This window comes from Cellvibrio japonicus Ueda107, assembly GCF_000019225.1.
Taxonomy (GTDB): domain Bacteria; phylum Pseudomonadota; class Gammaproteobacteria; order Pseudomonadales; family Cellvibrionaceae; genus Cellvibrio; species Cellvibrio japonicus.
Genome location: NC_010995.1, coordinates 1,139,663 through 1,163,624, shown reverse-complemented (window position 1 = coordinate 1,163,624; position 23,962 = coordinate 1,139,663). Strand labels below are relative to the sequence as shown.

Genomic DNA, 23,962 nt, shown 5'->3' with positions numbered 1-23,962 from the left:
ACTGACGTGAAAAAAGTCATACATATTGGAATGGGGGGCTGCATGGAGATTAGGGTGTGATTTGCCTCTGTCGGGCAATGGCAGCCACCGGCGGGTACTGAAATTTATTGTTGACGATATCCATCGTCCCTTGCCCAGCACTAACCGCGATAGCGTAACTTACGCCCAAGAGACAACGTTGTCAAACAAAACCTTACACACCTTGACAAATACCCATAAAAAATTTCCGGGAGAAATTTTTAACGCCGCGCCAGCGGCGGCCCGAAGGGTGGCGGCCAGGGATGGCACGCCATAAAAAATGGCCGGGAGCCATTTTCAACGTCGTGCAGCGACGGCCCGAAGGGTGGCAGCCAGGGATAGGACGCCATAAAAAAGCCCGCATACGCGGGCTAAAGCTCAGAGACAAACGTCAGGCTAACTAGCGCGGAACTAATCAGGCAGCTGACACGGGAGCCATCACCTGGGGTAAAAACCAGGTTTCGGCAATTCGGAAGTGGAGATTACCAATTTCCAATTGGATCTCATCAATGTATTCATGCAATCCCTGTTGCAGCAGCTCATCGAGATTCGCCAGTTCAATTTTTTGCTGCAAGCTGACAATACAGGCCAATACGTTTTCACTGTTGGGTAGCCCCCATAGGCACAACTCCAGTTGCTTGAGGCAATGGGCTACTGCGCGCGGGAAGTCTTCGCTCTGCAACAGGAATTTCACCACCGCGTTGGCATTGACCCGATCGCGCGCCTGCTGGCGATACATCTGGTAACCACTGAGTGAGCGCAACACACTCATCCACAAAATATTGTCGTAGGGCTCCAATACTTCCGTACCACCAATCGACAAATGGGGCAGCAGGTTGACCAGGCCCACATCCACAATACGTGTACTCATATCGGCGCGCTCCAGGTTGCGGCCGATACGGATCAGGTCATAGGCATTGTTGTGGCTCATGCAACCGGCAAGTAGCCCGGTGAATTGCTGCACATTGCTGATCACATGCAGGAGGATAGTGGCGCGATCGCGGCGCGAGGTTACCTTATCGACACGATCGCGGATAAAGTGGTAAAGGTCATTCACCAGTTCCCAGGCTTCCATAGGCATGATCTCGCGGGTAATACGCGAGTTTTCACGGGCAAAGCTGAGCGAGTTAATCAGCGACGCCGGGTTGTTTTTATCCGCCAGGATAAAATTCACGACAGTTTTTTCATCGGCCTGCTGGGTGTCGCGTTCATAGTAGGAGCGCGTTCCACTGATATCGATCAGCGATCCCCAACCCACGCGCACACCACTGGGCAAATCCAGCAGCAGGTTGGAGTTTACATTCACCAGGCGCGCGGTATTTTCACTGCGCTCCATGTAGCGGCCCAACCAATAAATACGTTCTGCAACACGCGATAACATCTTAATCCTCCACCACAATCCAGGTGTCTTTACTGCCACCGCCCTGCGAGGAATTCACCACGTAGGAGCCTTTGCGCATCGCCACACGGGTCAGGCCGCCCGGTGTGACATGGTGTTCCTTGCCCTGCAAAATAAAGGGACGCAAATCAATATGGCGCGGCTCGGCATTGCCCTCGGTGAGGATGGGCGCGGTAGACAGGGAAATTAATGGCTGGGCCATATAGTTGCGCGGATTCGCCTTAATACGCGCCGCAAATTCTTCCAATTCTTTTTTGCTGGCCTGCGGCCCGATAATCATGCCGTAGCCACCAGACTCATTCGCCGGTTTGACCACCAGCTTGTCGAGGTTAGCCAGTACGTAATCGCATTGTTTTTTATCAACACAGAGATAACTGGGGACATTGGGCAGGATGGGCTCCTCACCCAGGTAATATTTGATCATGGCGGGCACATAGGTGTAGATCACCTTGTCATCTGCCACACCGGCACCGGGTGCGTTGGCGAGGGCGACATTGCCCTTAAGCCAGGCGCGCATCAGGCCGCGCACCCCCAAGACCGAATCCGGGTTAAACATATCCGGGTCGAGGAATAAGTCATCGATGCGGCGGTAAATCACATCCACCCGCTTTAAGCCATCGATACTGCGCATGTACACACAGTCATCGCTGTCGACAACCAGGTCACTGCCTTCGACCAACTCCACTCCCATTTGCTGGGCGAGGTAAGAGTGCTCGAAATAAGCAGAGTTATAAATTCCCGGCGTCAGCACCACAATTTCCGGACGCTCGGATTTGCGTGGCGACAGCGACGCAAGCGTATCGAACAATTGGTTAGGGTAGTCCGTTACCGGTACGATGTTGTGATTCTCGAATAACTCGGGAAACACGCGCTTGGTGACCTTGCGGTTTTCCAGCATGTAGGACACACCGGAGGGCACACGCAGGTTGTCTTCCAGTACATAGAAATCGCCCTGGTTGTCGCGAATTAAATCGCTGCCGCAGATATGCGACCAGACTCCATAGGCGGGCTTCATGCCCATGCACTCTTTGCGGAAATTGACCGAATCCTCAAGCAGGTAAGCAGGCACGACCTTGTCTTTGATAATTTTCTGGTCGTTGTAGATATCGTTGATAAAACAATTAAGCGCCGTTAAACGCTGGATCAAACCGCGCTCGGTTTTTTGCCACTCCCGCTGCGGGATAATGCGCGGAATGATGTCGAAGGGCCAGGCGCGATCTATATTGCCGGCGTCACTGTAGACGGTGAACGAGATCCCCATGGTTTTGATGGCAAGTTCTGCCGAGAGTTTTCGTTCCTGTAATTCATCGCCGGAGAGGGAAGCGAGGTAGCGCGCAAGGTGTCGGGTTTCGGGGCGGGGTATTCCGGGAGCACTGATAATCTCGTCATAGAAATGACCGGAGTTGTAGTCCAGCCAGTCTATTTTCATTTCACCCATGGTGACTTCCTTTAGCATCTGAGCCTCGCTTGTTTTTAAGATTCTGCATGAGATCGCCGAATCAATACCACTTGGCCAGGTAGTATCGGGCGTATCTTGAATGCCCGCTGGAGCCTTGCCTGGCTCTCCGTTACTCACTCCTTGAGCGCGCCAGCGAACGCAAAATCCATCCTGCAATTTCATTGCCAACCCCAAAATGGCCTGGCATCGGATTGCACTAATTGTTTGCCACAAGAGTTTTCTGTTATATCCCCGAATTTTTATGATCTTAAAACACCAATCAAACAGGCTTTACCCGGAACCAACCCGCAATACTTTTACGTGGACGACGGGCAGGTAGCACTTCGTGGGGAAAATCCTCACTCAAAAACACTAGCAGCCTGCCTTGTTTTGGTGCAACCCTTTCCAGCAGATGTTCGTCTGCTTCATCGTAGAGCACTAATTCACCGCCATCCAGTGATGTCCAATCGGGATTGAGGTAATAGACCGTAGACAGTTTGCGTCCCGCCCGCGCATTGGTGTCGCGAAAGGCATCGCGGTGCTTCTGGTAAAAATCACCTGGCTCATAAAGCGCAAAATGACTTTCGTAATCGAAAAGGCCAAGAAATAGACGCTGGTTTAACCCGGTACGCAGTTTATCCATCCAGGATAAAAATTCCGTGACAGCCGGGGTCTCCGGTTCCAGCCAGAGGATTTTATCGCGGCGAATATCCGGACTTTGCCGGTAATCCCCAGCTCGCCCCACACCTGCCGATTGCAGGTGTACAGCAAAGTGCTGGTCCCATTCATCCAGCAATGCCTGGCTTAAATGGGCAGGCAAGGCACCATCCAGCACCAGATACCCTTGCTTGTGTATGGCTTCCGCCAGTTTGTCCAGGCAGGACTCAAAATCCGCAAACGTAAACGACATAACAATCACAACACTCACAGGAAACAACAGCATAGCCCAGGCAACTGCCACAGGTTTGATACACATCAACAGGCGACACTGGCCACTGCCTAGAATAACCTTGAACCATATTATCGCCAGAACACGGTCTGGCGCCTTGATTTGCAGGAAATTGAATGATGTCGCTGTTTCAACACCCGATCCCCTGGGACAAAAACCTGCTCAGCCAGTATGACATGGCCGGGCCGCGTTATACCTCTTATCCGACAGCTCCACAATTTCGCAATACATTTTCCGAGAAAGCCCTGCGCAACGCCATAGATCGCAGTAACCGGTCGCGCCGCCCCCTGTCGCTGTATTTCCATATCCCGTTTTGCGACACCCTGTGCTTTTACTGCGGCTGCAACAAAGTGGTTACCCACAACAAAAACCGCGCCCTGCCCTACTTGCATCGGATGATCCAGGAAATGGCACTCTATGCAGAATTGGTCGAACCGGGACGCACCGTCAAGCAACTGCACTGGGGCGGCGGTACCCCCACGTTTATCAGCACCGACGAAATGAGCTTGCTGATGAAATCCACACGCCGCCTGTTTACCCTGGCACCGGTCGACGATGGCGAGTTTTCGGTGGAGATCCACCCCGGGCGCGTCAGCATTGACACCATGCGGCATCTGCGCCAGTTGGGATTTAACCGCGTCAGCATGGGCGTGCAGGACTTCGACGAGCGGGTCCAGGTCGCGGTAAACCGCTATAACACCCTTGACCAGGTCAGCCGCCTGGTCAATGCCCTGCGCGAACAACATTACCGCTCTATCAGTATGGATTTAATCTACGGCCTGCCCATGCAAAGCCTGCGCAGTTTGCAGGACACGCTCCACAAAGTGATCGACCTGCAACCCGACAGGCTGTCGATTTTTAACTACGCCCACCTGCCCCACCTGTTTAAAAGCCAACAGCTCATCCACGAAGCAGACTTACCTGACGCCAGTGAAAAGCTGGACATGTTGCAACAATCTATCGAGCAGTTACAGGCAACAGGTTATGTGTATATCGGCATGGATCATTTTGCCAAACCCGATGACGACCTGGCGATTGCGCAGCGCGAAGGCCGTATGCAGCGCAATTTCCAGGGCTACTCAACCCACGGCGATTGCGACCTGCTGGCCTTCGGGGTATCGTCTATCAGCCGCATCGATAATGTCTACTTACAAAATGCCAAGGAACTGAATAGCTACCAGCAAAAACTGGACATGGACATGCTGCCGTTTGAACGGGGTTTTACCCTGAATACCGAAGATCAATTACGCCGCTTTATCATCAACCAGCTCATCTGCCATTTCCACCTGGACTTCAACGAGGTGCTGCATCAATTCGGTGTGGATGTCCGTCATCACTTTAGCCGCGAACTGGAACGCCTAACCCCCATGGTGGAGGATGGACTGCTCTGCCTTGATGAGCAGCGGTTGCAAGTCAATAATGCGGGACGCATGTTAATTCGCCGCATCTGCATGGTGTTTGACGAATACTTACAGACTGGCGAACAGATCCGCTATTCGAAAATTATCTAGCGGGTTTCCAGAAGCTATCTCAAACATTTGAGGTGAATTCTATTTAATCCGGTAATTTTTTGCGCGTGTAAATATCATAGCGGCTGGACTTGCCTTCGAGTTGATACGAGGGTATTTGATTATTCAGGAACGGCGCCTTGCGCGGACGTTTGACCACCACGCGAAATCGTACATGCTCCAATGCCAAGGGCAAGAGTACATCGGCATCCTCATCTGTCCCCACAATGGAATGGAACGCGCGCATTTCTTTTTTCACATCGGCTGACTTTTGTCGCTCGGGAAACATGGGGTCAAGATAGATAACATCGGGGAATTGTTCCGGTGCCAAGCCCTGCAAATAGGTTTTACTGTCCTGTGCCGCCAACTCCATACGTTCAACCACCTGCAGGAGTTCGCGATCCTGCGCGTGTGCAAAGGCGTGTGCCCGCGCCAACCCATCGCGCAACAGCGCAAATACTAACGGAGAACGTTCGATCATCTGTAATCGACACCCCAGTGTCGCCAGCACAAATGCATCGCGTCCCAAGCCGGCGGTAGCATCCAGAACCCGAGGGGAAAATCCCGCTTTCACGCCCACAGCTTTGGCAATCATCTGCCCTTTACCACCACCAAATTTGCGCCGATGGTCTACCGCGCCTTCCGTGAACTCTGCACGGACAGCGCCAGGAGCCTTACGCCCGGTTTGCTGCAAGGCCAGCCCTGTTTCATCAAGTACCAGTACAAATTCACAATCACCGATGGTTTCTGGTACTTCACCCACACGAATGGGAAGATTGAACTCCTGCGCCAACACCTGCGCAGCGGGAGCAAAGTCAGAGGAACAAACAAGGGGGATAGATAACATGGACGACACACAGACCGGGTTTGAACAGGCGCCTATTGTGCCATAAGAATGCCGTGGCGTTTACTGCCATGCCCCGCTGGCGCGGGGCGCGTGCAGGCTGAACTATTTCTCCATCACAAAGGTAATTCGCTCGCGCACATCCACCGTTTTTTTGGCACTTTCGCCCTCACCTGCCGGTTTGTATTTCCACCCGCGAACAGCCTTAAGTACGCTGTTATTAAAAACCTTGGACGGCGAGTAACCGACAATCCGGATATTGCTGGTGGTCCCCATGGACGTTATATCAAAGAGAACATCGACATACCCCTCCACACCACGGCTAACAGCGCTGGCCGGGTACGCCGGGTTAATCCGCACAATGGGCATGGGCTGGTCACCCAGGTTTAAGCCGGGCGAGGTTTTGATCAGGATCTCTGACATGCGAATGCCAGGGTTGGTAAAGGTTTCGTCGATACGATGCTCAACCGGTTCCCTTATATCCACGCTTGGCGGCAATTCAACCTCCATGGGTTTTACCGGTTTTTCCTGTTCCGGCAACGTTGGGATTTTATCCGGGTAGCGATGCAAAACATCCGGTATTTCAACCCGTGGTTCATTGCTAATATCAGGGATTCCTGTGTGAACCAAAGAGTGCATGGCATAGAGCAACAACAGTGTTGCCAGGCCAGCCATCGGCAGAGGCATCAGTAAACGAGCCATAGGGGATGCCCATGGATATTCAGCAGGTGAATAAGGTGCAGTATTGAGCAGCGGACTGGTCATGGTTATTTCCTCATCGAGAAAGAGAATGGGTAAGACCGGGCTTTTTTACAGCATGGCACTACCCGTCCCGGCATTGGGCAGCACTACATCAGCAAAGGAGAAGGAGGGAGGGTTTAGCGTCGTCGCTTGGGCGCGGGATCTTCCAGGCGGAAGATAAATTCTTCGGTAACGCCACGCAGAATGACCGGCTGGCCATCAAACATCTGCGGTTGATAGCGGGACTTTTTAATGGCGCTTAACACTGTCTTATCAAAGGCATAGGTATCAGGACGCTCGATAATCTGCGGGTCCTGGATATTCCCGGCAGTATCAATCGTAAACTCCACCACTACCCGCCCCTCCAATCCGCGCGCCAAGGCAGTAGGCGGGTATTCGGGGATATGGGTCTGGATGGGCAAATATCCCTGCACCTGAATAACGGGACGATTCAGCGGTGTGCGCTCCAGGGCCATAGATTCCTGCGTTACAAACGCCGCAGGCTCTACCCGAATATGAATTTCTTCCACCGGTATTGGCGCAGGTACAGGCGTTTGAACCTGGCGCAAACGGGCAAGATGCTGCCAATCAAATTGTTCTTCAGCAACCGCTGCCGGTACATCCAGCGGTAACGGTATCTCTTCCCTGCGGGATTCATCCAGGCCCGGTACCGGTTGCAGCGGAATAATCTGAATACTGGCAGTAAACACAAGGATAAAGGCTGCACTTAAAAACCAGTATTGCCCAGACTCCATCGCAACTGGCTGGCGCGGGCGGCGCTTGTCCAACACCGCGTGTATACGCCAATAAATCGCCGAATGGCCGCGTATTCCCAGCACTGGCTCATCACTCACAGGGGTCTCTCCGCCAGCCAATTGCAGCAGGCTTTGGGCATAGGCCAGGTGTTTGTCGCGCAAGCGGTAGATCAAATCATCACAGGCCATTTCCGCCTGATCGTAGAGTGTGTTTGCCAACCACCAGAGCGGTGGCAAAAACCAGAACACGGCACAGGTCATCGCTACCACCTGGCTGCTCAGCCAATCGCGGCGTGCAACATGCCCAAGCTCATGCAACAACACGGACAATTGCTTATCCGGTTCCCACAGGAGGGCTTCGCGGGGTAACAAAATCACAGGATGCCAATCGCCCCACATCTGGGGAGAGTTAATATCACGCGCTATTTTGAGGCTCACCTTGCGCTGGATCTCCAGCAGTTCACACAGTTGGTCACGCTGCTCACAGAGCGCCGTATCTGTAACTTCTTGTGCACGCCGGGATTGGTAAGCCAGCGCAATCCATCCCAGTGCGCGGTAATAAAATATCCACAAGGCGACCAAGAAATAGATACCGAGCAGCCAAGCGACATTCTCACCGAACCAGGAAGGCAGTAGCTGCATCCAGGCAAGCAGGTGTTGATCCATCGCCAGCGCCAGATCACCTACCCAGGGCAGGCGATGCCAATCAATACCCGGTAATACCGCTGCCAATATTGGTATAGTTAGTAAACCCAATATGCCAAGCAGGAGGACAAAATGTTTAAAGGCAGCCGACTGTTTGCGAATAATGCCGTACAGCATCCCTAACAGGGCGAGCATCAGCAGGGGTTTAACCAGCAAACTGACTAACAGGTGATTAGCTGTCTGGGCATCCATGGATACCTCCACAACATCGACAATATGTTATTGGTCTTGTTTGGCCTTATTGATCGCATCCTGTAACTGCGCGATCTCCTCGGTGCTGAGCTTTTCCTGGTTCATCCCCAAGAGGGCATTGACAGCCGCTGTCGTGGAACCGCCAAAAAACGTTTTCAGCAGCTTCTGCAATGCCGAGGTACGCGCCTCTTCCTGCGCAATAACAGGAAAGTAGATATAGCGCGGACCATCCTCGCGGAAATCCACCAGCTTCTTTTCCACCAGCTTGGCCAATAGCGCACGTACGGCGGAATAGCCCGGTGCATCGGGGAGCGCATCGCGCACCTCCTGCGCAGACAGTTCCCCAGCCTCAAACAATGCATCCATAATCTGTCGCTCGCGGCGACTGAGTTGGGTATCCGGGGCGGGTTTAGCGGTTTTACTCATGATTGAATGCCTGATCTATCAGCAAATGCCTATGCTAATTTTTTAGCACTATGCTACAAAATTAGCACATCTTGATGTCAGGTCAAGCCCCCTATGCTATTTTTTTAGCATCAACTAGGGGCAGCAGCGGGAGTAACTGGCAAATTTCACCAGATGTCGAACGAAATAGGTACTTATATCCAGCACAAAATAGGTATTACAGCCTTGCTTTAACTGTTATTACTACACATGCTGTAATCCTGTTCACCCTCATCTCCGTGCAAACTATTCAATTTGCACGGAGACCACTTTAATTTTAATGTTCCATAAAAATCCGAGGTACAACATGGGATAAATAGGATGCGACAAACACAATAATATAAAATATAACGATATTTACGCTCTTGTCAGAGCTGATTGTCCTTTCCTGCACACCTTTCTGAAAGCCTTTTTGCGATGGAAAGCCAATCACTTTCCATATTACAAAAAACTCTCTCTTGAAAATAAAAAAAATAAGAAACAACCCCCATGCAATAATGATTTGCTTAAAATCCATATCCCAAAGCATAAAAGTAATAGCAATAAATAATTGAATACCAACAGCTCCATGGTTTAGTCCCTTAAATGAATCATTGGATATATCAGCGGTAAAATTGATCCCTGCCGAAAAGATCAAATAATAAACAAAAGCCCAAATAATCCATAAATTTTCTACGCCGAAAATATTATTAGAAAATATATACGCCACATAAATAAAATATATGAAAGGCAATAAACCAAGCAAAGAAAAGTAACGTTTCATTTCAATATTACCGTATACGGCTTACATCTATGTTCACCAATACCCACATGAAATTGGCACCCAAACAGGCGCCCATACAAAGTAAAAATCACACATATCAAATTACGGTACATTATTGTTATTTTTTGACTCATACAGAGACGCAATAAATTCCCCAAATAACATTTCTTTATTCCAAGAAAATTGAGAATATTTTTCAAAATCCATAAAAATATCGTCAACAAATATCTCAGGAAAAGGATAATTTTCCATGAGAAGCCTTATTTTACAATTTTCGATCATCTTTCCATCTGGGCAGCCCAAGTTTTTGGATACCGTAACCCATAAAGATTTAAACTCATCAAATGGAAAATGACAATTATTATCAATACAAAAGCTTCTTATAACATCATCATTAACATTAATAAAATATCTACTTGTTTTTCGATAATAATTTACAGCCCTATATATCACATAGGAAAAGACCAAAACAATTACAATAATTGTTAAACTATATTGCATATATCAATGCCATAATTAATACAGTTAAATTGAAAAAGCCAATAAACATATCGACCACTGTTAAACATAATCATCAACCAAGCAACAGATAAAATTCGCAAAAATATTTAACCATTACCAAACAATCCATAAAGCAAAATACCTACCCCTAAAATAATAGTAATTATACCTTCCAAACTAAAAAGGAATCCCATTATAAATTTTGACTTCTTCTTATCACCGTCATCCGCCATATAAAAGCCTCATGCAATTACCTATGCGTTCTAATGTCTATTGAACGATCCTTTTTTACACATCAGACAATGCGACGTTGTGAACAACCAAACCATTCCTCCTGGAGGATCATTTTTAGTAACAGAAAGCCAAAGCCATTTGACATTACAATTCGGGCATTTAATAAGCAGACAAGCCGCAAAAAAATGACTACGGCAGCAATCAATGATGCAACAACCAGCCAAAAAAATATTCGCTGTTGCATCCTTAGATACAACCCTGAAGACATTCCAATAAAAGACAAAATTAGCCCTACAAAGAACAGCCTAAACTTCCAATATTGGTTGGATTTATCCAGAATTGATTCACTCATATTATTTGGGATCTCTACAAAAATAAATGGGCGTCCCAATAGACGCCCATACGCAGTAAAAATTTTAGCTGCCGCTTTAAACATTACATAAATCAGGTCAAATCGCAATCACCCCTTAACTACACAAAACCCAGCCACTCAACCAACTCATACAACAAAAATATAACAATCAAAATAGGTATCAACAAAAGCATTACTCTAACGTTATATTTAACGTAATCGAAGCCCTCAGTATTTCCTTTCTTGGAAAAGCATGGCTTCTTTTTCATAGAATATCTAACCTTCGTTTCTCGCATCACAAGATGCAATTACAGCAGATACAAAAAGCTCTCTCACAAAATTAATAATTGTTGTAATAACGGCCAAAGCAGAAATACCTTACCTATAAAATAGCACCAAATATAAACAAACCCAGCCGCCAATAAAATTTAATTTATAAAAACCAATAACTGCTTTAACTTGGTTGAATTTCAAAGAAAATTAAATCTAATTTTCTTTGATTCTTAAAAACAAATCTTTCATTGGATAAGACCCAATGAAGGAGTTTAATCTGTAATAACAATAGGCAACTCCCTTACAGACCTCTATTACACTAATTGCGCCACCCAAATAATTAACTTCATCTTGTAATTTAGAGATATGTAGGTAGTCCTTATACAATTTGTGTGCCTTACATTCTCTAGCAACATGACCACTTCCATATATTGCATCATCCAACCCCACACCATGCTGAACATGCACCAAAAACCTCATCATATTTATCTGCCCACTAACGATAAACTGATATATTAAAACCTCATTTGCATCGTCAATTTTGATATGAGCCAAAACGCTCCCGCCCTCATGGATCATATACGGCGAATTGTTTTCATATGATCCTTCTAATTCACCATCAAATAGACTGCAACTGTAGATAGATTTTAATTCTTCCTTGAGTATCTTCCCTCGATAAAACAAAACAAAGAAAAAAAATAAGCCAACTATAGAAACAGCAAACAAAACAACAAAAAAAACATTATGAGAAGCTTCACTAAGCACAGCCAGCATCCTTTTCATATATCTAATTTATTATGCTGAACCAACCCTTCTGGTCAAGATCAATACCCAATCAAACATTATTCCAACAAAAAATATCCTTAATTTTTACTTAGTTAATCGTCTGGTGAAAATAATGGAATAAAAAATGATAAAAAAAGAAACCAAAAATAATATCAAACAAAGCTCTTTTGCAAGTGAAAAATCAAATAGTTTAATTAATACCAAATAAAAAACAACCAACAATGAGCCTAATATTTTAGAAAACAACAACTCTTCTTTTTTAATTATTTCCGTATTACAAAAATCACACCTGACCTCCATTTGACCTAGCTTAAATGAAAACAGCTTTCCCCACTTAACAACGTTATTGCATTTATAACACTTCATCTTAGTAACACTCATTCTTGATTGCATAGAGGCGTCGTTGCCAAAAGATGATCAACGAACATAGATTCCAATCGCCCCAATAACACTCCCAAAAGTAATCCCAAGAAAAACCCCACTCCCGACATTATAAGCAACGCTTCAAAAATTATAGTCACAATTAACAAAATAATAGTTACCGCAATTGCGAACCCCATATGGCACTTAGACATAAGTTCTACTATATTTAAAACAGCTCCTACGATAGCCCCGATTCCCGCCAACAACCCATCAAATAATAATCCCCGGATGGGTTTGCTTTCTAAAAAGCCAATAAAAGCACCCAACCAAAACATAGCTTTGCTTAAAAACCCTCCATTACCTCCTCCCGAAATCATATAGGCACCAGCACCCGTTTTTGGATCCATCAAAATATAACCCTCTCCAACCCATCCATTGAAATTAATTCGATTTTCATGTGCAGTCGCAATTTTCCCTGCATTCACTGCATTGCGAATATCGTTTTCCGCATCAGCACCGAGATTAACTCTACTGAGAGCAAGATTTAGGTTGGTTTTGTTAATTGTCCAAATTTTCTGCCCTTGCTGCGATGCAATTGCCAATGCTTTAACGGCTGAGATCCCTTGCGCCTTGTCAGTCTCAGTCGAGAACATTTGTTCCGGAACCAAATGTTCCATTGCACTCATACGCGCACCAATTCTTTGATTGAATGCAATCGCCTCCTGATTATTATTGGTTTTACTCACACGGTGCTGTTTCAGTTTATCCATGCCCATGGATAAACCACTGAAACTGACATTACGAGCAAAACCAAACCAATTTTCTCCGCCACACTATATTTAATGGTGATTTCTTCCGTTATTTATTACATATGACAATCTTTTTAAGAATTTCTAGATCTTTATATTCATAATTAACATAACTCACCGATAACGATTCGCCTGTCAAAAAATAAAAAACAATCATCGTTTGACCTCTTAAAGAAACGTAGGGAGAATAACTATCAATATCTATATCACTTATTTCTTTTATATTTTTTGAAAAAAAATCTTATTATTTTTATAAACTTTCAATATATTATTTTCTATTTTTATCATCTCATTTTCGTTGGATTTTCTAAAAAAAATATAACCATAAAATGATGCAACTCCCAATAAAAATGGAAATATCAAAATAATACTTATAAAGGAAAAAAGTACTCCTAATAGTAAAAATAAACTACCCCAAAAAATCTGAGGTAGTAATTCAGATTTATCTAAATTCTTAACCTTTAGCTCATATTCAACAGGCATCTTTAACCTCTTTTCCTATATAGGTGGTTAAACTCTGAAGCAACACTGACATCATAATCGAGACTAATATTCCCATTGGTCCAAGCAATGTGAAAAATATCGACAGAGCTAATGTTGCTATCGAAAAGAACCATATTTATGGATCAAATTGGCTGGTGTTTTTAAACTCAAAGTAAAGGCTGATCCCCAAAAAAACTCAGTAGCCCCCCAAATAAGAGCTACCAAGCCAAAAACAAAGGAAGCAGACCTATCCATTTTATTAATATTTATACTTTCATAAAAATTTTAATAAAAACCAATATAAGAAAAATAAAAACTGCCAATATTGAGTAAAAAACAAAACTATCTTTATCTCTCGATATGGGACGCTTATAAATTGGTAAAAATTTTCCTGTAAACAATGAAACCAGCACTATTAAAATCAGCAAAATTACAATAGCTGCAACAAAAATCTTGAGCATTACAATTCACGCCCAAAAAGATATGCAAACACTGCAATAGCAATATATGAAAGAATCCCCAAATAGTAATTCATTCTTGCAGTTTCTCTATAATATACCTTACCGCCATACCAAGTCTTTCCTGACCACAGTCCATATACGGCTATGGCAAAAAGAATAACACTTATGTAAAAAAAGTAATTTGACATAAAATAAACCTATTAAGTACAAATACCTTTCTTTGGCAAAAATGATCCAGCGATAGCACCTCCACCAAGGAAGCCAATCCAAGCTAAAATTGCAAACCCAGCAAGCCCAGCAAGTAGAAATCCTAATATCGCAGCACCTATAACTAACCCCGCATACAGTTCCAATGCTCCACTATTCTCACATTTTGTTCCTTCAATTTGCTCCTCGAATTTTAAAAAACCATCAAGCGCAAGCACCAATGAAATAATAGCAGATGCAAATATTAGCAGTGGCGCAGTGAATAATAACCCCGCAACTCCAATTAACAACCCACCTATTGTCAAATACGATGACCACTCATCACTTAAAAAACCACCATTTGCACCACCTGATATCATATAAGCACCGGCACCAGTTTTAGGATCAATTAATGTATACCCTTCACCGATCCAATTACCTACAGACACACGCCCCTCATGTACAGTAGCAATTTTCCCTGCGTTTACAGCATTACGGATATCATTTTTTGCCGCAGCATTGATATTTATTCTATTTAAGGCAATTCCTAAATTTGACTTGGATATAGTCCAAATTTTTTGTCCTTGATTAGAGGCAACTGTTAACGCTTTTATAGCACTAACCCCCTGAACATTGTTCGACTCTGCTCCAAACATTTGTTCTGGAACTAAATGCTCCATAGCACTCCATCTACTACCTACATTCTTACTAAAAGTAATGGCATCTAAATTATTGTTACTTTTACTAACACGATGTTGCTTAACATGATCAATATCCATATTTAGGCCACCAACACCAACATTCCTTGGAATACCAAACCAATATTGTGGAGATACAACAGTGCTAAATGTTCCGTAACTTGGCAAACGATATGTCAACATATTTGAATTCTGTGCAGCCAATCGATCTTGCAGATCATTCAAAGCAAAATAATTCAAAACGGTTCCAAATAATAAATTCCCCAACAGCTCATGCCGAGAAATTGAATTTAATTGATCAGCATCCGAACCTTGTAATTTATTTTTTACATTTTCAAGGTCTTGTTTTAATTTGGCAACTTGATGAGTTGCTATACCCTGCAAGTTCAAACCAATAGCTCGATATTCACCGATTATTGGATGATTAACACTGCTCTCCCAACTATCCTTCGGACTCCACAAACCCATAGTCTCATAAAGCTCACCCCCCATTTTTCCAGCAACACCGGAATGAACAACTTCACCGTTAACTGTGAACTCTGCGGTCATATTAATCAAATAACCTGGTAATGTTTTAGGAAGTTTTTTTGGATCAACAGAGCCATTCTCATCAGGTGTAGGTATCGCAGCCTTAATAATGTCTTCATCCGATTTTGCAGTAGGCTTAAAACTTAATGCCAGAGTTTTACCCGCCAGTTTTACTGTGGGTTCTTCAATAGTAATAAATGGCGAATCCGAATAACCGTAATTCTCAGTAGCCAATGTGTATTTAAATTTATGACGAAGGTTGTTAGGTACTTCACTGAAAGTTTGGCTGGTAATAATGCGGTTATAGGGCAAACCAGCAGCTAGTGGCCTTGGTGGGAGAATTTTAATTTTCTGCAATCCCAAAACATCACCCAATGTTGCTTCGGGATTCTGGTTTTCAATATAACTTTTTAACTGCTCCTGAAATTGAGCAAACTGAATCTCAATATCAGCGTGTGGTACACTCTGTATCCAGCCCTCCTCCTCATTTACAATAGCTTTGTTTTGAATAGTGTTAACAAGAGCTTCGGTATCAAACGGCATCTGCTCTGCCACATTCATACCTTCAGTGAAATCGTATTGCTTGAAGCTCGCATCCATCGGAATCCAGCTATCACCGACTTTTTCCACCATGCCACGACTGGGAAAGTAATCAACGTATGCCTCTACCCACACATGCTCCAATTTGAATTTGGCAATCTTGCCACCTTCAATTATTCCTATAGTAGGTACACCACCCATACCCAATATACCTTGAGCGGCTTCGGGTACTTGCGCACCACCCACCCAGTTCATTACTTTTTCTGCTGGCATTTCTACAGTGCCGTAGGCATAACGCGCAGGAATGTTGGCTGCACGTAACAACGCGATCAACAAGCTCGCTGTATCAATCGCGTTACCTTGTTTGGTTTCCAGAGTGTGCTGTGCACCCTGTATGGAACCATGACTGGGAATGTAACGGATGTTGTTGTGTACCCAGGTGTAAATCTCGATGCTGTTATTATTGAGTTCAGCAGCAAGCGCTCTGATTTCCGGTGTCAACTGGACTTCAATATTTTCCGTTAATGCGGCTTGCAATTCAGCATTGGCAGCATTAGCCATCGCTTGTGCAATCAGACCAGGATCAGTGTCACCGGCTTGTGCCAGTTGAGCATATTTAGCGTAGGGATTAATACCTAAATTGACCTGCAAATCCTGTGGGTTGTCCACCGGCTCACGCACAGATTCATCCGGGGCTTTCCACGGAAGACTATCTGGCGTAGCAGGTGTATGCGTAGGTTTGAATTGCTCTTGTTCCAGTGATTGGTTTAATTGTTCTAATGCTTGCTCTTGGGCACTGGCGGATTGCGCGTTGATCAATACCGTTAATTGCTGCTGGGTTTGCGCGTAACGATTTTTGATATGTTCCAGTGCTTCGGCATGGCGTGACTGGATCAGTTGTTTTACGTCTGCACTTAATTCATTACCGGCGGCAGTGGCATCTTGTTCAAATTGCGCGGCCTCGGTTTCAAAAGCGGTGATAGCTTCCTGATAAGCATCATCAATACTGGCTTTTAGGCTCTGCAATTCAGTCAATTCACTACTGGTGAGTGGGCCATCACTGAAAATACTGGCGAAAGCACGCTGGAACCAGTTTTGCTCTGCATCCCGTTGCGCAATCGCTTGCGGTAATTCAAGCACAATTTTATCGCGCAGTTTTGCCAACCGATGGCTGAGTTTTTTCTCAGGCGTAGTTTCTATCGCCGCTTCCAGTGCGGCCTCACGCTGATCTTCATTATTAAGCTCGTTGGCAACCGCTGCTGCTACCGGGTTGGCATAGAACACAAAGGTAAAAAAGAATAAGGTCAGTGTTGCAATTGCGCGGGTAAAGAAGCCACCACGAAAGCTGTCCATGGTGATAGTTTGTATTCCTTGGGTCATAGTGTTTACCTTTGGCCTTACTGTTAACAATATTCAAAAAAGAAAATGGGGTATTGACCAACCCTGCTTCTAGCAGGGTTGGTCAAACGGAATTTGCTACAGGGATAAATCCAGATACTTTTCAAACCGGATTGCCCAATCAGGAGCCGTACCCGTTTGTAGTTGCAACTGGATACCACTGCTGCCACTAGCAGGTAATTTCACATAGATAAGCTGGCTCTGGCTTGTACCGGCATCCAGGTTGAGCGGTAATGTCCAGTCAGTACTGTTGGCAACAGGATTGAAATTACCTGCCTGGATAACGCTTATGTTATTACCCAACGATAATTTCACCTGGCCTGTTGCTACTTGGCCACCAGTGTTTTCGTAGGTCACTACTACCGGAATGGTTTTTCCAGCTCTGGCGGTAATCGGTACTGGATTCACATGCTCCAATGCCGACAACAACAGGTGTGCGAATGGATTGTCATTGCCAACACCCAGGGCAGTTGCTTGAGCCAGCAAATCAAAGCCTACAAATACCGATTTACCTTGCTCGTATTGATAAATCGACAGCGCATTTTTACTAGCTGGCCCGATAGCCGCCGACAAGTCACCACCAAAGAAACGGTTATGAATGGACATATAACCCCAGTTGGTGGAATACCAGGATTTCACCATCACTTGTCCATCGATACGACCTGCGGGTTGATCAACCTGGGCAAAGGGCGCAAGGATACTGCCTTCGATGCCGACAGAAGTCATGCTCAAGGCGGTTGCTTGCGGGAAGTTAAACAGCACTTTGTCACGGAAAGCCGAGAGCGATTGCATCCCCATGCTCTTGATGCTGACGTTCTGGCCAGACACGTTGAACACCACCGTCGCACCAGCAGGAATACAACTCACGGCAAAGGTATGGGCAATGCCGAGGTCTGCACCATTGACATTGAACACTTGTGAACTGCTGCTGCAATCGCCTTTCAACTCCAAGCCGCCCCACTGCATGGTTACGGTGCCATTAGCTGGCAAATTCGCCAGATTGCTTGAGAGTTCTTGCAGGTATTCGCGCTCACCAGTGAAGTTGATTGGCATGGCAGCATTGCCTTGAATCACCGCTCCCGGCGCCATACCAAAGCGCACAGCATCGCCCACGCCCGCCACGCTGCCACCGGCAATCAAATTACCGTAATAGATGCGACCGGATGGGAAAGTCACATTGCCGCCCACGGTAACAACATCGTGCAGTTTGCCTGGATCGAGCTTGTCACCCACGCTGAAATTTTGCAGGCTCAAATTGCCACCCACAGCAATACGCCCCTCTATTGTGGATGACAATGAGGTGAAGTTATCCCACACAAAATTACCGTAACGACCGGCGGCACCCAAGGCATCGAGAACCGTTTGCGGATCGGCACCCGGCAAGTCATTGCGGTACTCACCAATGATGGTTGCACCATTCGCGGTGAAATTCAGTACACGGACAGATTGGTTAAACACATGCTCCCAGGCAAGGCCAAGTTCACTGTCTTGTACAGCAATACCTTTGGCATAAGCTTCATTCGCACGGGCTTTAATGCCCAACGCTTGTTCGAGTGTTTGATGGCGGCGATCCGTTGCCCCTGCCACGATCAAGCCATCGCCCGCTGCCACGTTCATATCCAGCAGGTTTTGCGTAGTTTGATCCAGTGTGATGTTTTCACTGAGCAGTGCGTAGACACCATAACCACCCTGGTTCAATTCCGTTGCAAAGGCTGCCGCATTATCCACAATGGTGTAGAACCATCCGGCATGGGTGAGCAGGTCTTCCAAATAAGCGCGTTCAGTTAATGAAGCATCCATCAGCACCAGCAAGCGAGCCTTTTCACCCACATAAACATCACCGATTAATTGAATGGACGACTCTTTAACTGTGAAGGTTGCCGTAGCCAGAACAACAGCACCCGAGCCACGAAGGACTTCGATTACACAAGCATAAGTACCCGCTGAGAAACCGGATGCAAAGAAGTTTTTGACATGCGAAATTTGTTCATCAATTCCAAGACTCAACAAATCTGTTTCATCGGATTTAACCAACTGATCATCCACATTGACAACGCTATACCGAATGTTCTGGTTTTGCAGCAAAGAGCTACCAGAGTTAATTACAGTAAAATCACATTGTTGCTCACCACCAGAATCAATCTCTGTAAATTTGACAATGACATTACCACGTAACGCCAACTCAGGATTGCTTTCAACAACAAATGTGCTGGCACCCACGCCGTACACAACATTACTGGCATCCTTGAGTGTTGCAATAACCTGATAGGTTCCGGTTGCTGCCCTGTTCAAATCAAAACTTTGTTGCCATTGCAATAATTGTTCTGGCAGTAAAGATGTATAAGGAATCGTATCTTCATAAACCGTTACGCCGGTTGGTGAATTTACGATTAATGACACTGTTGGATTATTGATGGTGTGAGTTTTGGTGATATTTTCAATGGAATACCCGACCACAACCCGGTCGTCTATATGGTATTGAGGTTTATCAGTAAATGGTGAAACACGACCCAACGGATCACCACTTCCGGTTTGGCCATTGTCATCCAACTCAGAAATCACAAATGCTTCCGTATCACTATCTAACAATACACCTTGCGCATCAAACAGGGATGCCGTAGCAGAATAATGTCCGGCAGCCGTTAATCCGGTATTCCATTGATCTGGCAGATTAGCGGATGTATTGGGCAACAAGTTGTTAACTTCATTCGCTGCAAAGGAATGCACCTCAATACCAGCAGCATCTTTAATGATTAAAGAAACTGAGTAATGGCCATTCAGTGCCCCGAGGTTGGTAACCACTTTCAAGAAGTGTACATCAACATTAGGGCCAAACTTATTGGCATTGAGTGACAAGTCAATAGCACCACGCTTGGACGCTACCGGAATTTCCTGGCGATTGTTGCTGCTATTACATTCAGGGAAATCACCCGACAATTTTGCAACAACAACCATTTTTCCTGTGACGAATTGGGCAGGATCAATATTGGTGAAAGCAACATCCAAATGACTACCAGAGGGTAAATCGGTTTCAATCACTTGCGAGTTAATCAACTGACCGCCCGATTCAGGCTGTGCGTCATAAATGCTTACTACAATCGATTCTGTGATCGTTGTCGCCCCGGCATTACCGATTGTTACTGTGGCATCAGGATTGGAGCCAAAACCATTATCAATAAGCCTGGCTCCACCTAATGTAAGGTCAGCGATTTTGGTCTCACGCTGAATCTTGTTGGTAATCCCATCCATGTATTCCTGGTAATTTCTTACCGTCAACACAAACCCTCGGTCACCGCCAACAGGCTGGGGGAATACAATCGCATTCAGCAATGCCGTACTGATTCCCGTTCCGACACCAATCGCATTCAACACATCGATACCCGCTGCTCTAGCGCGGTTTGATGCTGCAACAGCCTGGGATTGGGTAGATTGCCCATCTGTGGAGACATCAATAATCTGCATCGAGCTTGCAGGTAAGGCATTGGCTATTAAGGTTGTTGCGCTATCAATACAGGCATGAATGGAAGTCCCACCACCGGTTTTCCGAATAGCCCGGATTTTATCGGCAATTGCCTGGACATTATCTTCTTCAATGATTGTTGGATTCAATTCCACAGTTGCAGCGCTAGCAAACTGCAAGGCAGAAACACGAACCGTACCATCACGCGGAACAACATTTTCAATCGCTTGCGCAGTTCCTTCCAATTGCAATTGGAAATTAGCTGCGCTAACACTGCCAGAGGAATCCATACACAGAGCCAAATCTACATTGGGCTTTTGCTGATTGCTGCATAAACCTGCGGTGGAACTCAAATTATTCGCTTTAGATAGTTCAACCAACACGTTAGTCGCATCCAGCAGAATACTAATCGGCGCATCACGGAAGGAAAGATTGCCAGAAACTGCAATAGATGTGTTAAGCGTACCATCGACAGTTAACGGCAACGCCGAACTGATTACAGGGGAGACTTGCCCCAACAAGGTATCAGCAGCATCATAAACACCATTGTTATTCAGATCCTCAAACGCATAAATAATGAAGGGGATTTCTACACTCGCGTTGCCCCTGTTTATCAGAGTTACATCGATAGTTCCTGATGCGGTAAAACTTGCCACATCGGACACTAAAGCAGAGCGATCAATGGCAAGTACAGCAACATCTGGAATCAAGGCATCAATGCCTGGCTTACGCATCAACACATTGCCCAAATCAATGTCATCACCCGCTGAAATAATGGACGTGAAATCAATTTGTGTGTATCCGGTTGCCTTAATCGTGATTGCATAGTCTCCGGCAGGTACTACGGGGAAGTTAAATGTTCCATCATTACCACTGATAACTTCAAGCAATTGGTTTGTTACCGTGTTTTTGACTGAAACAATGGCAGCGTTAACTGGCAATGCTGTACGCACATCAGTTACATACCCCAAAAGCTTGCCTGAAGTAATAGCAGATACCGGGTTAAATTGAATATTTCCAAGATCCTGAATCAAGCCACTTTCGATAGCTAATTGCGCCTGCATGGATTGATAATCAGGCTTGGCCAACTCAATAGTGATGTTCCCTGATGCCATATCAGTTATCGAAAATTCACCATCCATTCCTGTGACATGATTTATTACCGCACCGGAATCATAAGTTACTATGATTGAAACAGCTTCAATACCTCGACCAGTCACAGAATCGACTACTGTACCGATAATCCCACCTGTCGTAAGCACAGGTGGCTGAGAAACCGGTGTTAGTTTTGGTGAGAATTCAAGCCTGTTGCCGTCCTTCGGTTTGGCAGATGCTGAAACCGGATGATAGTCAACTAAAGAAACTTTAATTTCAATATCGGCTGCCGCTATATCTTTTATTGCATATTGACCAGTAACGTTACTGAGTGCTGAAGCAACAACAACACCCTCTTTTAAAATATCTATTCTGGCTCCGACAAGAGGAGTGTCTGTACTATATTCAGAAATTACACCACTAATACTCACTCCCAGCGCGATATATTCTTGCAATGACGGGGAAAATAATAGCGTTTGTTGTGCCGTTAATTGCGCAGTAGCAGACACGTCGGTATAACCGGATTTGGCAACAATCAGCGACAAATTCCCCGCAGCGACATTACTGATTTGGTAAGCACCACTGGCATCAGTGGTAGCCGATAATCCCAGTGAAGGAATACCAACCACAACACCAGAAATGGGTGAGCTTGTACGACGATCCGTCACTACTCCACGCACCGTACCTGTAGTGACAGGATTACCCGTGACGGGATCTACAGCCAGCTTTGTTAATTTCAATACCCCCAAATTAGGCTTGGAGCCTTTGAAAACCAGCGTCGTTAACGTTATGGAACCATACCCCGGTGCGGATGCTTTAACAAAATAGCTACCCGCTGCCAGGTTTTTGAAAGCAAATGCACCTGTTGTATCAGTCAACAGGGATTCATTGGAAACACCTGTGATTTCTACTGTCGCACTAACCAATGGATTCCCACTTTGTCCATCAATTAATTTACCAGACAATGTAATTTCATCGGGAGCGGGTAATGTGGCCAGATGCAACGCATATAACGCGAGCGCTGTTGTATAAACATCTCCATTAAAGCTGCCATCGTTTAACTGAGCAGCAGACAAGGCGTTAACACTGGCAGTCAATCCCGAACGATCATTGTTATAATTTAATAACGCAATTAACGCATGGGCACTTGTATTGAGTTCAGGCCAAAGTCCGCCTGACACACGTTCAGCCAACAAGTAATTATTGGCTTTCTGCAACGCACCACTGACCGCATAAATATTTCTAAACCCCCACACGGCTTTCATGACCTGTGCAGTCAGAGTGATATTCGATATGTTGTTTTCAAGCGACCAGCTACCATCAGGTTTTTGTGTATCCAGCAGGTATTGAATTGCATAACCAATTCCTGGATTTTCAGAACCCACTTTGGCAACGACCTCAAGCGCAAGCGCTGTACTTAAAGGATCAGCTTCATAACCAACATCATAACCAAAGCCGGAGTAAGGCATTTGGCGCTGAGCCAAAGACGACAACTCCCAAGCATACGCCGCACCCACTCCATGTTTTATTAGAATGGTTTTTGCCAAATGCTCTGTACTGTTATTGATTGGCGATGGAGCAACAAACTCATTTGCCGCTACCAGATTGATACCCGTCGTCTTATTTAAAAAAACCAGTGTTGATAGACTTTCCAATGTAGAAAGCTGAGGGCTGGATTGAGTTTGTGGTGAGTAAAACTCACCATGCGCACCTTGCCTGGACTTGAGCCAAGTAACACCGACCTCTACCGATGCAATGGCGACTGATGATACGAAGTTAATAGCGAGAAAGAAAAATGCAGCAAGCATTTTCCTGGATACGAATAACGATCCCATGTTGTTTCCTTTTCAAAAGACAGAGGTACAAAAAATCCTAGCTTGACCACCATGAATCTTTGGCTCAAGCCAAAAGTGGCGCCAAAGATAACAGAAACTACTTTTTTGTCCAGTCAACCAAGAACCGCCTGTGTCACAGTTCACTAAAGATAAGTCAGTAAAATACAGCCCTTACCTAACTGAGGGTGAAGCAGAGAGAATCGT

General features: G+C 45.4%; 17 protein-coding genes. 1 reads left to right on the top strand and 16 read right to left on the bottom strand.

Going from position 1 to position 23,962, the window contains the following annotated elements; genetic code table 11:
• Nucleotides 1–433 precede the first annotated feature (433 nt).
• The 3 genes from CJA_RS04850 to CJA_RS04840 all read right to left on the bottom strand — a co-directional run bounded on the left by CJA_RS04850 (nt 434) and on the right by CJA_RS04840 (nt 3,798).
• Entirely contained in the window at nt 434–1,399 is a 966-nt protein-coding gene (locus tag CJA_RS04850) for an alpha-E domain-containing protein (RefSeq protein WP_012486635.1), read from the bottom strand.
• 1 nt (nt 1,400) lies between these two features.
• Nucleotides 1,401–2,846, bottom strand: a complete 1,446-nt coding sequence (locus tag CJA_RS04845) for a circularly permuted type 2 ATP-grasp protein (protein WP_041552005.1) — start codon at nt 2,844–2,846, stop codon at nt 1,401–1,403.
• 289 nt (nt 2,847–3,135) lie between these two features.
• Nucleotides 3,136–3,798, bottom strand: a complete 663-nt coding sequence (locus tag CJA_RS04840) for a 2OG-Fe(II) oxygenase (protein WP_049765505.1) — start codon at nt 3,796–3,798, stop codon at nt 3,136–3,138.
• A 122-nt stretch (nt 3,799–3,920) separates the two neighbouring features.
• On the opposite strand from CJA_RS04840, the gene hemN reads away from it, so the two are divergent.
• On the top strand, nt 3,921–5,315 hold the full coding sequence (gene hemN / locus CJA_RS04835) for an oxygen-independent coproporphyrinogen III oxidase (protein ID WP_202944179.1): 1,395 nt from the start codon (nt 3,921–3,923) through the stop codon (nt 5,313–5,315).
• A gap of 43 nt (nt 5,316–5,358) precedes the next feature.
• On the opposite strand, the gene CJA_RS04830 is transcribed toward hemN, so the two are convergent.
• From CJA_RS04830 to CJA_RS04775, 13 genes are all read right to left on the bottom strand, one after another.
• Complete coding sequence (locus CJA_RS04830; RefSeq protein WP_012486631.1) at nt 5,359–6,159, bottom strand: class I SAM-dependent methyltransferase; 801 nt, start codon at nt 6,157–6,159, stop codon at nt 5,359–5,361.
• A gap of 102 nt (nt 6,160–6,261) precedes the next feature.
• On the bottom strand, nt 6,262–6,921 hold the full coding sequence (locus tag CJA_RS04825) for an energy transducer TonB (protein ID WP_012486630.1): 660 nt from the start codon (nt 6,919–6,921) through the stop codon (nt 6,262–6,264).
• 113 nt (nt 6,922–7,034) lie between these two features.
• Nucleotides 7,035–8,549: a M56 family metallopeptidase gene (locus CJA_RS04820; protein WP_012486629.1), complete on the bottom strand. Its 1,515-nt coding sequence runs from the start codon at nt 8,547–8,549 to the stop codon at nt 7,035–7,037.
• Nucleotides 8,550–8,576: 27 nt separating this feature from the next.
• Nucleotides 8,577–8,975 carry a BlaI/MecI/CopY family transcriptional regulator gene (locus CJA_RS04815; protein ID WP_012486628.1) on the bottom strand — a complete coding sequence of 133 codons (399 nt, stop codon included), beginning with the start codon at nt 8,973–8,975 and terminating at the stop codon, nt 8,577–8,579.
• A 295-nt stretch (nt 8,976–9,270) separates the two neighbouring features.
• Nucleotides 9,271–9,756 (bottom strand): hypothetical protein, encoded by a 486-nt coding sequence (locus tag CJA_RS04810; protein ID WP_012486627.1) that lies wholly within the window; start codon nt 9,754–9,756, stop codon nt 9,271–9,273.
• Between the two features lie 102 nt (nt 9,757–9,858).
• Nucleotides 9,859–10,257, bottom strand: coding sequence for a hypothetical protein (locus tag CJA_RS19300; RefSeq protein WP_148208805.1), 399 nt, complete (start codon nt 10,255–10,257; stop codon nt 9,859–9,861).
• A 107-nt stretch (nt 10,258–10,364) separates the two neighbouring features.
• The gene (locus tag CJA_RS19845) at nt 10,365–10,490 is read right to left on the bottom strand and encodes a hypothetical protein (protein WP_262369355.1); all 126 of its coding nucleotides are present in this window, start codon (nt 10,488–10,490) and stop codon (nt 10,365–10,367) included.
• Nucleotides 10,491–10,552: 62 nt separating this feature from the next.
• Nucleotides 10,553–10,951: a hypothetical protein gene (locus CJA_RS04805; RefSeq protein ID WP_148208804.1), complete on the bottom strand. Its 399-nt coding sequence runs from the start codon at nt 10,949–10,951 to the stop codon at nt 10,553–10,555.
• A gap of 378 nt (nt 10,952–11,329) precedes the next feature.
• On the bottom strand, nt 11,330–11,881 hold the full coding sequence (locus CJA_RS04800) for a hypothetical protein (protein WP_148208803.1): 552 nt from the start codon (nt 11,879–11,881) through the stop codon (nt 11,330–11,332).
• 398 nt (nt 11,882–12,279) lie between these two features.
• Nucleotides 12,280–13,041, bottom strand: a complete 762-nt coding sequence (locus CJA_RS04795) for a hypothetical protein (RefSeq protein ID WP_041551103.1) — start codon at nt 13,039–13,041, stop codon at nt 12,280–12,282.
• A gap of 252 nt (nt 13,042–13,293) precedes the next feature.
• A complete protein-coding gene (locus CJA_RS04790) occupies nt 13,294–13,557 on the bottom strand; it encodes a hypothetical protein (protein WP_041551101.1) in 264 nt (87 codons plus the stop codon).
• A gap of 661 nt (nt 13,558–14,218) precedes the next feature.
• Nucleotides 14,219–17,350, bottom strand: a complete 3,132-nt coding sequence (locus tag CJA_RS04780; protein ID WP_148208802.1) for a transglutaminase-like domain-containing protein — start codon at nt 17,348–17,350, stop codon at nt 14,219–14,221.
• Between the two features lie 96 nt (nt 17,351–17,446).
• Nucleotides 17,447–23,758, bottom strand: a complete 6,312-nt coding sequence (locus CJA_RS04775) for a choice-of-anchor A family protein (RefSeq protein WP_012486623.1) — start codon at nt 23,756–23,758, stop codon at nt 17,447–17,449.
• Between the last annotated feature and the right edge of the window lie 204 nt (nt 23,759–23,962).

What these genes read in the sequence shown, in the direction of transcription:
- CJA_RS04850 (WP_012486635.1), bottom strand. Translation starts at nt 1,399, where the DNA reads ATGTTATCGCGTGTTGCAGAACGTATTTATTGGTTGGGCCGCTACATG.
- CJA_RS04845 (WP_041552005.1), bottom strand. Translation starts at nt 2,846, where the DNA reads ATGAAAATAGACTGGCTGGACTACAACTCCGGTCATTTCTATGACGAG.
- CJA_RS04840 (WP_049765505.1), bottom strand. Translation starts at nt 3,798, where the DNA reads ATGCTGTTGTTTCCTGTGAGTGTTGTGATTGTTATGTCGTTTACGTTT.
- hemN (WP_202944179.1), top strand. Translation starts at nt 3,921, where the DNA reads ATGATGTCGCTGTTTCAACACCCGATCCCCTGGGACAAAAACCTGCTC.
- CJA_RS04830 (WP_012486631.1), bottom strand. Translation starts at nt 6,159, where the DNA reads ATGTTATCTATCCCCCTTGTTTGTTCCTCTGACTTTGCTCCCGCTGCG.
- CJA_RS04825 (WP_012486630.1), bottom strand. Translation starts at nt 6,921, where the DNA reads ATGACCAGTCCGCTGCTCAATACTGCACCTTATTCACCTGCTGAATAT.
- CJA_RS04820 (WP_012486629.1), bottom strand. Translation starts at nt 8,549, where the DNA reads ATGGATGCCCAGACAGCTAATCACCTGTTAGTCAGTTTGCTGGTTAAA.
- CJA_RS04815 (WP_012486628.1), bottom strand. Translation starts at nt 8,975, where the DNA reads ATGAGTAAAACCGCTAAACCCGCCCCGGATACCCAACTCAGTCGCCGC.
- CJA_RS04810 (WP_012486627.1), bottom strand. Translation starts at nt 9,756, where the DNA reads ATGAAACGTTACTTTTCTTTGCTTGGTTTATTGCCTTTCATATATTTT.
- CJA_RS19300 (WP_148208805.1), bottom strand. Translation starts at nt 10,257, where the DNA reads ATGCAATATAGTTTAACAATTATTGTAATTGTTTTGGTCTTTTCCTAT.
- CJA_RS19845 (WP_262369355.1), bottom strand. Translation starts at nt 10,490, where the DNA reads ATGGCGGATGACGGTGATAAGAAGAAGTCAAAATTTATAATGGGATTC.
- CJA_RS04795 (WP_041551103.1), bottom strand. Translation starts at nt 13,041, where the DNA reads ATGGGCATGGATAAACTGAAACAGCACCGTGTGAGTAAAACCAATAAT.
- CJA_RS04790 (WP_041551101.1), bottom strand. Translation starts at nt 13,557, where the DNA reads ATGCCTGTTGAATATGAGCTAAAGGTTAAGAATTTAGATAAATCTGAA.
- CJA_RS04780 (WP_148208802.1), bottom strand. Translation starts at nt 17,350, where the DNA reads ATGACCCAAGGAATACAAACTATCACCATGGACAGCTTTCGTGGTGGC.
- CJA_RS04775 (WP_012486623.1), bottom strand. Translation starts at nt 23,758, where the DNA reads ATGGGATCGTTATTCGTATCCAGGAAAATGCTTGCTGCATTTTTCTTT.